Genomic DNA, 14,362 nt, shown 5'->3' on the forward strand with positions numbered 1-14,362 from the left:
CGAGTACGTCCCGTACACGGGCGCCCCTCCGCCTTGCGATGCACGGCACCGGACACCGCGGGCCTGACCGGCGCTACTTTGACGACAGCGCCTAGACCGCGGTGAGGATCCGCGGGCCGTCGGCGGTGATCGCGACCGTGTGCTCCGCGTGAGCGGCACGGCTGCCGTCGACGGTCCGCAGGGTCCAGCCGTCGTCGTCGCACCGGTAGTCGTCCGTACCGCCCGCGGTCAGCATGGGCTCGATGGCGAGGACCATGCCGGGGCGCAGCTTCATGCCGCGTCCCGGCGGGCCCTCGTTGGGCACGCCCGGGTCCTCGTGCATGGCGCGGCCGATGCCGTGGCCGCCGAAGCCGTCGGGGACCCCGTACCCGGCGGCGCGGCAGACCGTACCGATGGCGTGGGCGATGTCCCCGATCCTGTTGCCCGGCACGGCGGCGGCGATCCCGGCGGCGAGCGCCGCCTCGGCGGTCCCGATCAGCCGGAGGTCGGCGGGGAGGGCCCGGCCGACGGTGAAGCTGACCGCCGCGTCCCCGACCCAGCCGTCGAGCTTCGCCCCGCAGTCGATGCTGACCAGGTCGCCGTCCCGCAAGCGGTAGGCGTCCGGGATGCCGTGCACGATCGCGTCGTTGACCGAGGCGCACACCACGGCGGGGAAGGGCACCGGGGCGAACCGCGGCCGGTAGCCCAGGAAGGGTGAGCTCGCCCCGGCCTCCCGGAGCACTCCCCGCGCCACCCCGTCCAGCTCCAGCAGGGACATCCCCACGCGGGCGGCCGCCCGTACGGCGGCCAGCGCCTGGGCCACCACCCGGCCCGCGGCGCGCATCTCGTCGATCTCTCGGTCCGTCTTCAGTTCCACCATGCCAATAACTATACCGGTATAAGAATAACGGGATAGTTATTGGCGTGCCGGGTAGGATGAGGGCATGGTTCGTACTCCTCTCACCCCCGAAGAGCGCGAGCGCGGCGAGCGGCTGGGCGCGCTGCTGCGCGAGGCCCGGGGCAGCCGCAGCATGGTCGAGGTCGCGGCCGGCGCCGGGCTCTCCGCCGAGACGCTCCGCAAGATCGAGACGGGCCGGGCGCCCACCCCCGCCTTCTTCACGGTCGCCGCCCTCGCCGAGACGCTCGGGCTCTCCCTGGACGACCTGCTCAGGCGCAGCGCCGCGGTCCCCGTCTGACCGGCTGCTCTGGGCCTCTGCTCTGGGCCTCTGCTCTGGTCGGCGGATCTGCCGTTCGGGCGGGCCCGCAGGCCGATCGGCCCAATCGCGGTGGGACCGCCGGAGCGCGGGGGAAGCGTGAATGCGTGTCAGCCACGAACGCATCCCAGCGACTCGGTTTCGGCCTCGTCGGCGCCCTCCTCGCGGGCGGCCTGCTGCTCGCGGCCTGCGCCGCCCCGGACGGCCCGCCGCGCTCCGGTGACGTGCTCGTCCACCACCCGGGCGTCGTCGCCGGCCACACCGAGCTCCAGCGCGCGACGCCGTGAGGATCACGGACGCAAGTCCGCCCGGTCCGCGTCATCCGGGGGGCGCGGACCGCCGGGCACCCACACGGCCCCGCCCGCTTAGGGTCTCGGTATGGATCTCGAAGAGCTCGGCAGGGCGCGGTACGTCAGTCTGACCACCTTCCGCAAGGACGGCACGGCCGTGGCCACGCCGGTGTGGGCGGCGGCCGACGGCGGTGAGCTGTACGTGTGGACGCGCAGCGATTCGTGGAAGGTCAAGCGCATCAGGAACAGCGGCCGGGTCACCGTCACCGCGTGCGACGTGCGCGGGCGCGTCGTGGAGGGCGCGCCCGTGCGGGAGGGCGAGGCCCGGCTGCTCGACGAGGCGGGGCTGCGGCGGGTGCGGAAGCTGCTGTCGCGCAAGTACACGTGGCAGTTCTGGATGGTGGACGTACCCGCCACCCTGGCGCGGCGGGGGAAGCGCCCGCACACCGCGATCGCCGTCAAGCTTTGAGGCTCCCGTAGCCCGCCCGTAACACAGGTGGGGTCCAATGCGGTCATGGAGAGCGCGACTTCGCCGGCGATCAGTCAACTCTGCGCGTACTTGCGGGGGTTGACGCAGAGGCTGGATCCCGGGGCAGGCTGGTACGGGGAGTTCCTGCGCCGGGATCCGGAGGGGATGCGGGCCTGTCTCGACGGGGCCGCGATGCCGCCCTGGGACGTGGTGGAATCGCTGCTGCGGGACCTGGCGGTGGCGCGGGGCGCGGAGTTCGCGGCGCGCGAGAGCGCACACGCGGCGCGGCTGCGGGCCGCGGCCGTCACCGTGTGGGACCGGCTGCCGGGCGGCGAGGCGGAGCTCCGGACCCTGCTCGCGGCGTCCGCCTCCCAGCGGGCCGAGTCCGAGGCGGCCCTGCGGAGCCTGACGGCGCGTCTCGGCACGACCACCGACCGGGCCGGGGCCGACGCCCTGTCCCGGGAGCTCTCCTGGACCCAGGACGACGCGGCCCGCGCGGCCGCCCGCTACGAGGACCTCGCGGCCCGCCTGACGGCCCTGCAAGCCGACGCACTGGGACCGGCCCCGTCGCCACAACCCCCACCCGCAGCCCCGCCGACGGCCCACCCGACCCCCCCGGTCCCCCCACCGCCCGGACGAACCAACCCCGGCCCACCGCCGGCCCCACACGCCGGGCGCGGTAAGGCTGGGGCGGCGCCCGACGTGCGGGCCGTGCACGACGGGGAGTCGGGGTGGGGTGGAGGGTCCGGGCCGGCTGACGCCGGAACCGCGGTGGCGGCCGAAGGGCCGGTGGGGCGGGCCGAGGGGCGGTGGCTGCGGGGTGGGCGGCGAGCCGGGGGTGCCCGGTACGCCGGCTCGGCCGCCCCCGCGGCCCCGGCGTTCACCGCCCCGCCGGGCCACCCGGGCGGTACCGGCCCGGAGCCCGGGCCCGAGCCCGGCGGCCTTCCCGCCCCGCGCGGCGCCCGCTTCGGCACCCCGCAGGATCCCGCGCCCCGCGGCACCCGCTTCGGCAGGCGCGAAGGGCGGGCCCCCGAATCCGCCGCCCCGGGCGCCCCCGGGTCCCGGCCGGAGCCGGTGTCCGCCGACGCCCTGGTCGAACCGCCCGCGGGGGCCGGGGAGCGCCCCGGTTACCCCCGGGCGGGTGAAGAGCGCCGCGCGGAGGCCCTCGCCGCCGAGCTCCTCGCGCTGCGCGCGCAAGGGCGGAGCGGGGAGGCGCACGCGCTGCTGTGCGAGGCCGCGGCCTGGCCCGCAGGGCGGTTGCCCGCACTGGCCACCGCACTGGCCCGCGCCGGGCTCGCGGCGGACTGGGACACCCTGCTCTGGGAGGCGGCCTCGCTCCCGCCCGGGCACCTCGCGGCCACCGCCGCCGCCCTCGGGGACGCCGGCCGGCGAGCCGACTGTGACCGCCTGCTGCGCCAGGGCGCGGCCCGTCCGGCCGCCGAGGTCGCGGCCGCGGCGCTCGCCCTCGACGGGGCCGGCCGGATCCGGGAGGCCGAGGCACTCCTCGGCGCCTTCGTCCGGGTCCGCACCGCCGAGGAGGCGGCCGGGCTGGCCCGCCGCGACCCGCAGTGGTTCGCCCCGCGCCTGCTCGGGGCGGCCCGCGCCCTGGCCGGGTCCCACCACCGCGACCTCGCCCACGCCTTACGCGTAGCAGGCCTCGTCACCCCCTGAGTCGAGACGTAACCCGCCCGCCTGCTGACCGCAATCGACCGAGGGGCGACGTAACGTGATCGACTACTCCAACTGTGCAAGGCGGTCTTGCCCCGGGCTGTGACGAGGCCTACGTTCTACTCCCTACGTACTCCGTCTACGTGCGTAGAACCCGGCGTTCCCGTTCGCGAGGAGCAGCTCATGGCCCAAGTCGTCCGCGCCGCGCTGGTCCAGGCCACCTGGACCGGAGACACCGAATCGATGATCGCCAAACACGAGGCGCACGCCCGCCGGGCCGCCGCCCAGGGCGCACAGATCATCGGCTTCCAGGAAGTGTTCAACGCCCCCTACTTCTGCCAGGTCCAGGAGCCCGAGCACTACCGCTGGGCCGAGCCCGTCCCCGACGGCCCGACGGTCCGCCGCATGCAGGACCTCGCCCGCGAGACCGGCATGGTGATCGTCGTACCGGTCTTCGAGCTGGAGAGCGCGGGCTTCTACTACAACACCGCCGCCGTCATCGACTCCGACGGCAGCTACCTCGGCAAGTACCGCAAGCACCACATCCCCCAGGTCAGGGGGTTCTGGGAGAAGTACTACTTCCGCCCCGGAAACCTCGGCTGGCCGGTCTTCGACACCGCCGTCGGCAAGGTCGGCGTCTACATCTGCTACGACCGCCACTTCCCCGAGGGCTGGCGGCAACTGGGCCTTGCCGGAGCTCAGCTGGTCTACAACCCGTCCGCGACCCACCGCGGCCTCTCCTCGCACCTGTGGCAGCTGGAACAGCCCGCCTCCGCCGTCGCCAACGAGTACTTCATCGCCGCCATCAACCGGGTCGGCCAGGAGGAGTACGGCGACAACGACTTCTACGGCACCAGCTACTTCGTCGACCCGCGCGGCCGGTTCGTCGGCGAGGTCGCCAGCGACAAGGAAGAGGAACTCCTCGTCCGCGACCTCGACTTCGGCCTCATCGAAGAGGTCCGCACCCAGTGGGCCTTCTACCGCGACCGCCGCCCCGACGCCTACGGAGGACTCGTACAGCCGTGACCAACCCGATCCCGCTCCACAGTCGCCACCGCACCGTCCTGCCCGACTGGCTCGCGCTCTACTACAAGCAGCCCATCGAGCTCACCCACGGCGAGGGCCGCCACGTCTGGGACGCCGACGGCAACCGCTACCTCGACTTCTTCGGCGGCATCCTCACCACGATGACCGCGCACGCCCTGCCCGAGGTCACCAAGGCCGTCTCCGAACAGGCCGGGCGGATCATCCACTCCTCCACGCTCTACCTCAACCGGCCGATGATCGAGCTGGCCGAGCGGGTCGCCGCCCTGTCCGGCATCCCCGACGCCCGCGTCTTCTTCACCACGTCCGGCACCGAGGCCAACGACACCGCCCTGCTGCTCGCGACCACGTACCGCCGCTCCAACCAGATCCTGGCGATGCGCAACAGCTACCATGGCCGGTCCTTCTCCACCGTCTCGATCACCGGCAACCGGGGCTGGTCCCCGACCAGCCTCTCGCCGCTCCAGACGTACTACGTGCACGGCGCGGTCCGCTCCCGCGGCCCCTTCGCCCACCTCGACGACGCCGCCTTCACCGCGGCCGCCGTCGCGGACCTGGACGACGTACTGGGCCAGGCCCGCGGGGGAGTGGCCGCACTCATCGCCGAACCCATCCAGGGCGTCGGCGGGTTCACCTCCCCGCCCGACGGCCTGTACGGGGCCTTCCGCGAGGTCCTGGACCGCCACGGCATCCTGTGGATCAGCGACGAGGTGCAGACCGGCTGGGGCCGCACCGGCGACCACTTCTGGGGCTGGCAGGCCCACGCTCAGAACGGCCCGCCGGACATCCTCACCTTCGCCAAGGGCATCGGCAACGGCATGTCCATCGGCGGAGTCGTGGCCCGCGCCGAGGTGATGAACTGCCTCGACTCCAACTCCATCTCCACCTTCGGCGGTTCACCCGTCACCATGGCCGCCGGCGTCGCCAACCTCGCGTACCTGCTCGAACACGACCTCCAGGGCAACGCCCGCCGTGTCGGCGGCCTGCTCCTGGAGCGGCTGCGCGCCATCGCCGCGCACGTGCCCGCCGTACGGGAGGTCCGCGGCCGGGGCCTGATGGCCGGCCTGGAACTGACGAAGCCCGGTACTGACGAGGCCGACCCGGACGCGGCCGCCGCCGTACTGGAGGCGGCCCGCGAAGGCGGCCTGCTGCTGGGCAAGGGCGGCGGTCACAACACCAGCGTCCTGCGCATCGCCCCGCCGCTCTCCCTCACCGTCTCCGAGGCGGAAGAGGGCGCCGAGATCCTCGAACAGGCTTTGCGCAGCATCCAGTAGGGGGACTCACCCATGAGCATCCGCACCCTGATCCGCGGCGGCCTCGTCGTCACCGCCGCCGACGAACTGCACGCGGACGTCCTGATCGAGGACGGCCGCGTGGCCGCCCTCGCCGCGCACGGCTCGGCCGCCGCCGCGGCCTGGACGGCCGACCGCACGATCGACGCGACCGGGAAGTACGTCATCCCGGGCGGGGTCGACGCGCACACCCACATGGAGCTGCCCTTCGGCGGCACCTCCGCCTCGGACACCTTCGAGACCGGCACCCGGGCCGCGGCCTGGGGCGGCACCACCACCATCGTCGACTTCGCGGTGCAGAGCGTGGGCCACGCCCTGCGCGAGGGGCTCGACGCCTGGTACGCCAAGGCCGACGGGCAGTGCGCGATCGACTACGCCTTCCACATGATCCTCTCGGACGTCAACGAGCACACGCTGAAGGAGATGGACCTCCTCGTCGAGGAGGGAGTCACCTCCTTCAAGCTGTTCATGGCCTATCCGGGCGTCTTCTACAGCGACGACGGACAGATCCTGCGCGCCATGCAGCGGGCCTCCGGCAACGGCGGGCTGATCATGATGCACGCCGAGAACGGCATCGCGATCGACGTCCTCGTCGAACAGGCCCTGGCGCGCGGGGAGACCGATCCCCGCCACCACGGCGAGGTCCGCAAGGTGCTCCTCGAAGCGGAGGCCACCCACCGGGCGATCCAGCTCGCCCGGGTCGCCGGATCGCCCCTGTACGTGGTCCACGTCTCCGCGGAGGAGGCGGTGGCCGAGCTGGCCGCGGCCCGCGACAAGGGCCTGCCCGTCTTCGGGGAGACCTGTCCGCAGTACCTCTTCCTGTCCACCGACAACCTGGCGGAGCCCGACTTCCAGGGCGCCAAGTACGTCTGCTCCACCCCGCTGAGGCCGCGCGAGCACCAGGCGGCCCTGTGGCGGGGGCTGCGGACGAACGACCTCCAGGTGGTCTCCACGGACCACTGCCCGTTCTGTTTCCGGGGCCAGAAGGAGCTGGGCCGCGGCGACTTCTCCAAGATCCCCAACGGGCTGCCGGGGGTGGAGAACCGCATGGACCTCCTCCACCAGGCGGTCCTGGACGGGCACATCAGCCGCCGCCGCTGGATCGAGATCGCCTGTGCGACCCCGGCCCGGATGTTCGGCCTCTACCCGCAGAAGGGCACCATCGCGCCGGGCTCCGACGCCGACATCGTCCTCTACGATCCGCACGCCGAGCAGGTCATCTCCGCCGAGACCCACCACATGAACGTGGACTACTCGGCGTACGAGGGCAAGCGGATCACCGGACGCGTCGACACCGTGCTCTCGCGCGGGGAACTCGTCATCGACCAACGCGAATTCACCGGCCGGGCGGGACACGGGGTCTTCATCCCCCGCTCCACCTGCCAGTACCTGTAAAGCTCAAGGAGCCGCCCCATGGACTTCGGCCTCGTCCTGCAGACCGACCCGCCCGCCGCGCAGGTGGTCAGCCTCATGCGCCGTGCCGAGCGCAACGGCTTCCGCTACGGCTGGACCTTCGACTCGGCCGTGCTGTGGCAGGAGCCGTTCGTCATCTACAGCCAGATCCTGGAGCACACCCGCAAGCTGCACGTCGGGCCCATGGTCACCAACCCCGGGACCCGCACCTGGGAGGTGACCGCCTCCACCTTCGCCACCCTCAACGACATGTACGGCAACCGCACCGTCTGCGGGATCGGGCGCGGGGACTCCGCGATGCGGGTCGCCGGGCGCAAGCCCAACACCCTGGCCCGGCTCGGCGAGGCCATCGACGTCATCCGCGACCTGGCCGAGGGCCGTGAGGCGGTCGTCGACGGCAACCCGGTCCGCATCCCGTGGATCCGGGACGGGAAACTCCCGGTGTGGATGGCCGCGTACGGACCCAAGGCCCTGGCCCTGGCCGGGCAGAAGGCCGACGGGTTCATCCTCCAGCTCGCCGACCTCTACCTCACCGAGTGGATGGTGAAATCGGTGCGGGACGCCGCGGTAGAGGCCGGCCGCGACCCGTCCGCGATCACCATCTGCGTGGCGGCGCCGGCGTACGTGAGCGCGGACCTGGCGCACGCCCGCGACCAGTGCCGCTGGTTCGGCGGCATGGTCGGCAACCACGTCGCCGACCTCGTCGGCCGCTACGGCGAGCACTCCTCGATGATCCCCGACGAGCTCACCGAGTACATCAAGGCCCGCGAGGGCTACGACTACAGCCACCACGGCCGCACCGGAAACCCCTCCACCGACTTCGTCCCCGACGAGATCGTCGACCGCTTCTGCCTGCTCGGCCCGGTGGAGGCCCACATCGAGAAGCTCCGGGCCCTGCGCGACCTCGGCGTCGACCAGTTCGCGGTGTACGACATGCACGACGCGAGGGAGGCCACGATCGACGCGTACGGACAGCACGTCATCCCGGCGCTGCGCGACTGATCCCCGCCGCCTCCGGTGACCTGCCTGTTCGGTGATCTTCCTGCGTCGTCGGCCGTCGGCTCGTAGCGTCTGGTGTGGAGCGGTTGTTCGAGCCGCCGCCGAAGGAGCGCAGGGAGGAAACCGACCATGTCGGAAGTGATCGAGAGCCTCGCACACGAGGGTGGCACCGTGCTCGTCACCGCGTTGGCCACCGGGCTGGTGGGCGCCGCGCAGAGGCTGCCGAGGCTTTGGCGCCGTGAGGGCGCCGAGGAGCGGATGGCGGCGGAGTTGGAGCGTTCGGCCCGGGAACTCGCCGACGCGCAGCCCGAGAACCCCGATGTCGGGGCGCGCGTGGCGGTGGTATGGGAGACCCGGTTGCGCGACCTGCTGCTGACCGATCCGGCAGCCCGCGGCGAACTGGAGCAGCTCCTGGCCGAGATGCGGCGCGAACACCCGCAGGTGACGACGACCACCACCCAGCACATCACGGCGAGCGCTCCGAACTCGACGGCGCAGGGCGTGATCGGAGGCAGCATCCACAACCATGCCCCCGCCGCCCCGCCCGGTCCCGGCGCGCTCCCGTCGTCGGACACCCAGGCATGACGGTGCCCGGGTCACCCGGTGGGGAGGGGCCCGCAGAGGCGTTGCGGGGCGACGGCTCCGCGGGCGCCAGGATCGTCCAGAACGTCTACGCCTTCGACGGCTTCGCGTACGGGGCGATCAACGCGGACGTCCACATCCACGGTGACGGCCGGCCCGTGTACGTACTCGCCGAGCACGAACCCCCGGACGGCGATCCGGACCCGGCCTGGATCGAGCAGCCCAGCCGACTGCTCAACGCGGGCAACGCGGTCGTGCCGTTCACCGGGCGCGAGGCCGAGGTGGACGAGTTGATCCGGTGGCGCGGCCCGGGTGCGGGCGGCCACAGCCCTGCCGGAGGCCGGAGCACCGGCCACGACGGTCGCGCCCTGGCCGTCCGTTGGCTGCACGGCCCGGGCGGCTGCGGCAAGACCCGGCTGGCCGATCACTTCGCCGCGCGGTCCGTCCGTCAGGGGTGGAAGACGATCGTCGTCCGGCACGGCGGGACGGTCCTGCCCGAGTCCGCGGGCAGTCACGACGCCCGCGCCGGCCACCTCCGGGGGCTGCTCGTCCTGGTGGACTACGCCGACCGGTGGCCCCTGCGGGACCTGGCCTGGCTGTTCGCCAACAGCATGTTCGACGGTGGCCCGCGCGGCGGCGACCAAGGGGCGCGGGTTCCGGTACGGGTCCTGCTGATGGCCCGTACGCCGCACGCGTGGCCGGCGGTGAAGTCCATGATCGGTGCACGGGCCGATGCCTCCGAGTGCGAGCTGGCACCACTGGCGGCGGAACCGGGTGACCGGGAGCGCATGTTCACCACCGCGCGCACCGAGTTCGCGGAACTGTACGGGCGACCCGACGCGGCATCGGCCCCCTCCGCGGTGTCGCTGGCGGACCCCGCCTTCGGGCTCACGCTCACCGTGCACATGGCAGCCCTCGTCGCCGTGGACGCGCACGTCCACGGGCGCACGGCCCCTCGGGACCCGGCCGGGATGTCGGCCTACCTGTTGGAGCGGGAGCACGAGAACTGGCGGAGGCTGTACGAGAACGGCGCGGCCGGCCTGGACTTCCGTACCCCACCGGACGACATGGCGAGCGTCGCGTTCGTCGCCACCCTGACCGGCGCTTCCACCTGGGAGGCGGCCGCGACGGCCCTGGAACGGGCAGGCGTGGCCGACGGACCCGGGGCCCAGAGGTCCCTCCTGCGCGACCACGCCCGGGTCTACCCGCCGCTGGACCCGCGCACCGTACTCGAACCGCTCTACCCCGACCGGCTGGCCGAGGACTTCCTGGCACTGACCGTGCCCGGGCACACGGTCACCGGCTACCGCGCCGACGCGTGGGCGGTGGGGGTCCCGAAGGCACTGCTGACGGCGCCCGGCGCCGCCGCCGTCGCCCCGCGCGCCGTGACCCTCCTGGCCTCGGCGGCCGACCGATGGCCCCACCTCGCCGAACAGGTCCTGCACCCCCTGCTGCGGGACCACCCCGACATCGCGCTCGACGCGGGCAGCGCCGCCCTGGTGGCCATCAGCGCCATCGACGGGACCGGCCCGGAGATCCTCGAAGCCATCGAACGGGCCGCGTTCCGGAGGCTGGGCGGCATGCCGCACGTGGACCTCGACACCGGCCTGGCCGCGGTCGCCGTACGCTTGGCCGCCCTCGTCGAACCCGGCGCCTCCGATGCCGGACGGGCCGGGCTGTACCGGCACCTCGCGCTGCGCCTGGGCCGCGCGGGGCGGTGGGCGGAGGCACTCACGTACGCGCGGCGGACCGTGGACCTCCACGGTCACCCCGAGGCCCCGGCACAGGAGCGGGCCGGGGCGTTGTCCTCGCTGGCGGTCGCCCTGGCGCACGCAGGGAAGCACGCGGAGGCCATGGAGCGGTCCCGGCAGGCCGTGGACCTCTACGAGGCCCTGGTGCGGGCCGACCCCGAGGCCCATGCGGTGCTGCTCGCGGAGGCGCTGGGGAACCACGCCAACCGGCTGGCAAAGGCCGGACAGCGGCGCGCGGCCCTGGAGTGTTCCGCCCGTTCGGTCGAGCTGATCGGATCGTCGCTGCCCGACTCCATTCCGTTGCCCCGCGTCCAGTCGCTCTCGGCGGGCATGGCGTTGGCCAACCACGCCAGCCTGCTGTACGAGGAGGGACGGCACGAGGAGGCGCGCGACCACTACCGCCGTGCCACGGAGCAGTTGCGTGGCCTGGGCGAGGTCGACCACGCCTTCGTCCGCCCCATGGAGGCACGTCTGTCGCTCAACCAGTCGCTCCTGGACGCCGCAGCGGGGGACCTGGTGGGGGCGGTGGCCGGTTCCGCGGTGGCGGTCGAGCACTTGACGGAACTGGCTGAGATCAATCCGGGAAGCCACCTGCCGGAACTCGCCGAGGCCCTGGCCACGCACACCGGACAACTGTGGACGTTCGGACTCCGCGAAGAGGCCCTGGAGCGGTCCCGGCAGGCGATCACGGCCTGGGACAAACTGACCGACCAGAACTCCGGCGCGCACCGGGCGGGCCTGGCCGCGGCGCTGCGCAACCACGCCGGGTTCCTCGCGCAGACCGGCCGGCGCGAGGACGCCCTCGACTGCTCGCGCTTGGCCCTGGGGCTGGCGCAGGAGCTGAGCGGGGAATCGGACGGCGAGTCGAACACATCCGACTCCGGGTCCTGCCTCCCGGAGCTGGCGCGTGCCCAGTGGGCGTACGCGTTCGTCAGGTCCGTACTGGACACCGATCTCGACGACGGACTCGTCGTGGCGGCCCGGGCCGTCCTTGTCTTTCGTGATCTGGCGGAACGGGACCCGCAGGCGTACGCCGCTGACCTCCTGGGCGGATACGCACTCCTCGCCGACCTGCTGGAGCGCCTCGGCCGGGGCGAAGAGGCCGCCGACGTGCGCCTCACGGCCGCCCGGCGGCGCGCGGAGACGGCCACCGCCGGACCCGACGGACCCGACGGACCCGACGGACCCGACGGTCCCCACGGACCTGACGCACACGACGCACACGACGCGAAGGACCAGCTGGAACGTGCCTACCGGGCGGAAGCCGAGGCGGGCCACATACCCGCGATGATCCACCTCGGCCGTCTGCTGGAACAGGCGGACCGGATGGACGAGGCCGAACCATGGCTGCGGCGCGCCGCCGAGACCGGCCAGCCCACGGCCATCGTGCTGTTGGCCGGCGCCCTGCTCACCCGGGGCCGGGGCGCCGAGGCCGAACCCTGGCTGGAGCAGTCCGCCCGCAGCGGCGACGTCACCGCCATGAGCCTGCTCGGCGAGCGACTGGTCAGAACGGGCCGCGGATCCCAGGCGGAGCCGTGGCTGCGCAAGGCCGCCGAGGCGGGCAACACCACCGCCCTCTACGAATTCGGAGTCCTCCTGATGACCACCGGGCGGGCGGAGGAAGCCGAACTCCCGTTACGCCAGGCCGTGGGGGCGGCCCATCCACGGGCCGCCGGCACCCTTGGCATCCTCCTGTACGACAGCGGCCGGGCACGGGAAGCGGAACCATTCCTGCGGCAGGCAGCCGACGCCGGCAACGCGAGTGCGATGAGCAACCTCGGAACGCTCCTCTACAAGGCGGGCCGGACGCGGGAGGCGGAGGACGCCTACCGGCGCGCGGTGGCCGCCGGATTCGACCGCGCCCAGTACGACCTCGGCGTACTCATGGAGAACACCGGGCGGCCCGCCGAGGCCGAAGAGTGGTTCCGCCGGGCTGCCGAGTCCGGACACCTGCTTGCCGTCACCGCCCTGGCCATCCGCCTGTGCGAGGCCGGCAAGCTGGGCGAGGCCGAACCATGGCTCCGGCGCGCGAGCGATGAGGGAGACCTGGGCTCGATGGTCAACCTGGGGCTCCTGCTCGGGCGCACCGGCCGGGTCCCGGAGGCGGAACGGTGGCTTACGCGTGCCGCCGAGCGCGGCGAGGTCGGGGCGATGGGGCCGCTCGGGAGCCTGCTCTGCGAGCTCGGCAGGTGGCGCGAAGCCGAGCCGTGGCTTCGGCGCGCGGGCGACGCCGGCGATGTCACATCCATGGTCAACATGGGGTACCTGCTCTTCCACAGCGGGCACAGGGCGGAAGCCGAACAGTGGTACAGGCGGGCCGCAGCGGCGGGCGACGCGACGGCCGCGAAGCTGCTGAGCGGTCGACTGTTCAGGGGAGCCAGGGAGAAGCCCCGGCGCCGCTGGGGCTTCCGCGCACCCGACTGACCCTCCGCCACCGCCGCGCCCGCGCGGCCTTCCCCCGAGTCAGGTGAGTGCCGTGTCTCCCCGCCGGATGGACAGCGGGGGGACACGTCGTTCGTCTGGCGAGGCAGGCTACTTCTTCGGGCAGGTCACCGTTCCTACGACGACGAATCCCTCAGCTCGACGACCATCCGTCGGGTCGAACCGACGGAATCCACTTGAGGGCACTGAGCCTGTTTCATCGAATGGCCCCCTCTCCGCTCGCCGGCGGTCTATCAAGCAAGCGGCTTGCGGTAACGGACGTACTCGTTCTGCCGCCGGAACCCCACACTCTCGTAAAGGTCGTAGGACCGGTGCGGATTTGCCGTGCCCGTGAACAGCCGAGCGGTCGTTGCACCCTGCTCGCGAAGGCTCCGCAGCCCGTCCAGCAGCAGGACCCGGCCGATTCCGAGGCGTCGCTGGTCCGTCCGGACACTCAGCTCTTCCACCTCGCCCACGGTGTGGTCGTGACGGTGGATGGAGCAGAGGGCGACGCCGACCATGTCCTGCCCGTTCCAGGCAGCCCTCCAGCATGCCGGGTCGGCGGTGTCGACGAAGTCCTGGAAAGGCCATCTCTGAGTGAAACCGGGGTCCACGTACGAATCGACGACCGTCCTCCAGGCTGCACGGTAGTGGCTCGTCCCGATCGGCCCTGTCCGTATCCCGGCTGGCAGCTCGCTGCCCGGCTCGGGCACCTGCTGCAGATCGCCCAGCTCCAGCTCGACCAGGCTGAAGACACGTCGGTAGCCGGCTGCGCGCAGAAGGGCCGTGGCGTCCTGCTCGGAGGCCATGGCGTTCGCGCCGATCACTGCTGTCCGCGCCGTTCCATGCTGTTCGACGAGCTGGCGGATCCGCTCTTCGGACCACCTCAGCATGGCTGAGCCGATGCCCTGGCCGCGATGCTCGGGCAAGAGGTAGCCGCGGTGCAGGTACAGCCACGTATCGTCCCGCTCTTGCCACCACCGGATCGTCGAGTAGCCGACGACGCTCCCGTCGAGCACCACCAGGATCTGGTTCTTGGACGGCTCCTCCAACTTGGCAGAAGCTTCGGCGATCTCGGGCGCCGTCGGGAGCCCTTCCACTACCGAATGGACATCGACCCGGTCCCGTTCAACACACCCCAGCCGCACCGCGGCCATGGCGCCGTGGTCTTCGTCGCCGCGATACGGCCGGAACCCGAAGCCGACCGGAAGGTCCTGTCCTGCCGTGCCATCCAACATGA

12 protein-coding genes are annotated in these 14,362 nt (G+C 72.7%); 10 read left to right on the forward strand and 2 right to left on the reverse strand.

Annotation, left to right across the window (positions count from 1 at the left end; genetic code table 11):
• Positions 1–91: 91 nt before the first annotated feature.
• Positions 92–859 carry a type I methionyl aminopeptidase gene (map, locus tag AC07DU_RS11025; RefSeq protein ID WP_479027912.1) on the reverse strand — a complete coding sequence of 256 codons (768 nt, stop codon included), beginning with the start codon at positions 857–859 and terminating at the stop codon, positions 92–94.
• Positions 860–923: 64 nt separating this feature from the next.
• Here map and AC07DU_RS11030 point away from each other — a divergent pair, with 64 nt between their 5' ends.
• The 10 genes from AC07DU_RS11030 (at position 924) to AC07DU_RS11075 (ending at position 13,125) form a co-directional block, all read left to right on the forward strand.
• Positions 924–1,175, forward strand: coding sequence for a helix-turn-helix domain-containing protein (locus tag AC07DU_RS11030; protein WP_479110772.1), 252 nt, complete (start codon positions 924–926; stop codon positions 1,173–1,175).
• A 125-nt stretch (positions 1,176–1,300) separates the two neighbouring features.
• The gene (locus tag AC07DU_RS11035) at positions 1,301–1,480 is read left to right on the forward strand and encodes a hypothetical protein (RefSeq protein WP_360889411.1); all 180 of its coding nucleotides are present in this window, start codon (positions 1,301–1,303) and stop codon (positions 1,478–1,480) included.
• Between the two features lie 91 nt (positions 1,481–1,571).
• Positions 1,572–1,952 (forward strand): PPOX class F420-dependent oxidoreductase, encoded by a 381-nt coding sequence (locus AC07DU_RS11040; protein ID WP_360889408.1) that lies wholly within the window; start codon positions 1,572–1,574, stop codon positions 1,950–1,952.
• Between the two features lie 99 nt (positions 1,953–2,051).
• On the forward strand, positions 2,052–3,623 hold the full coding sequence (locus tag AC07DU_RS11045) for a hypothetical protein (protein ID WP_479110774.1): 1,572 nt from the start codon (positions 2,052–2,054) through the stop codon (positions 3,621–3,623).
• Between the two features lie 180 nt (positions 3,624–3,803).
• Positions 3,804–4,646: a nitrilase-related carbon-nitrogen hydrolase gene (locus AC07DU_RS11050; protein ID WP_453373041.1), complete on the forward strand. Its 843-nt coding sequence runs from the start codon at positions 3,804–3,806 to the stop codon at positions 4,644–4,646.
• The gene (locus AC07DU_RS11055) at positions 4,643–5,938 is read left to right on the forward strand and encodes an aspartate aminotransferase family protein (RefSeq protein ID WP_479110776.1); all 1,296 of its coding nucleotides are present in this window, start codon (positions 4,643–4,645) and stop codon (positions 5,936–5,938) included. The genes AC07DU_RS11050 and AC07DU_RS11055 overlap by 4 nt, the downstream gene beginning before the upstream one ends.
• A gap of 12 nt (positions 5,939–5,950) precedes the next feature.
• On the forward strand, positions 5,951–7,351 hold the full coding sequence (gene hydA / locus AC07DU_RS11060) for a dihydropyrimidinase (RefSeq protein ID WP_360889396.1): 1,401 nt from the start codon (positions 5,951–5,953) through the stop codon (positions 7,349–7,351).
• Positions 7,352–7,369: 18 nt separating this feature from the next.
• On the forward strand, positions 7,370–8,371 hold the full coding sequence (locus AC07DU_RS11065; RefSeq protein ID WP_360889393.1) for a TIGR03842 family LLM class F420-dependent oxidoreductase: 1,002 nt from the start codon (positions 7,370–7,372) through the stop codon (positions 8,369–8,371).
• A 126-nt stretch (positions 8,372–8,497) separates the two neighbouring features.
• Positions 8,498–8,953, forward strand: coding sequence for a hypothetical protein (locus AC07DU_RS11070; RefSeq protein ID WP_479027900.1), 456 nt, complete (start codon positions 8,498–8,500; stop codon positions 8,951–8,953).
• A complete protein-coding gene (locus AC07DU_RS11075) occupies positions 8,950–13,125 on the forward strand; it encodes a tetratricopeptide repeat protein (protein WP_479110778.1) in 4,176 nt (1,391 codons plus the stop codon). Before AC07DU_RS11070 ends, AC07DU_RS11075 begins: the two co-directional genes overlap by 4 nt.
• Before the next feature lie 251 nt (positions 13,126–13,376).
• Here AC07DU_RS11075 and AC07DU_RS11080 read toward each other — a convergent pair whose 3' ends face one another.
• Complete coding sequence (locus tag AC07DU_RS11080; protein WP_479110780.1) at positions 13,377–14,360, reverse strand: GNAT family N-acetyltransferase; 984 nt, start codon at positions 14,358–14,360, stop codon at positions 13,377–13,379.
• Positions 14,361–14,362: the final 2 nt, after the last annotated feature.

Source organism: Streptomyces sp. NPDC045695 (assembly GCF_056432025.1).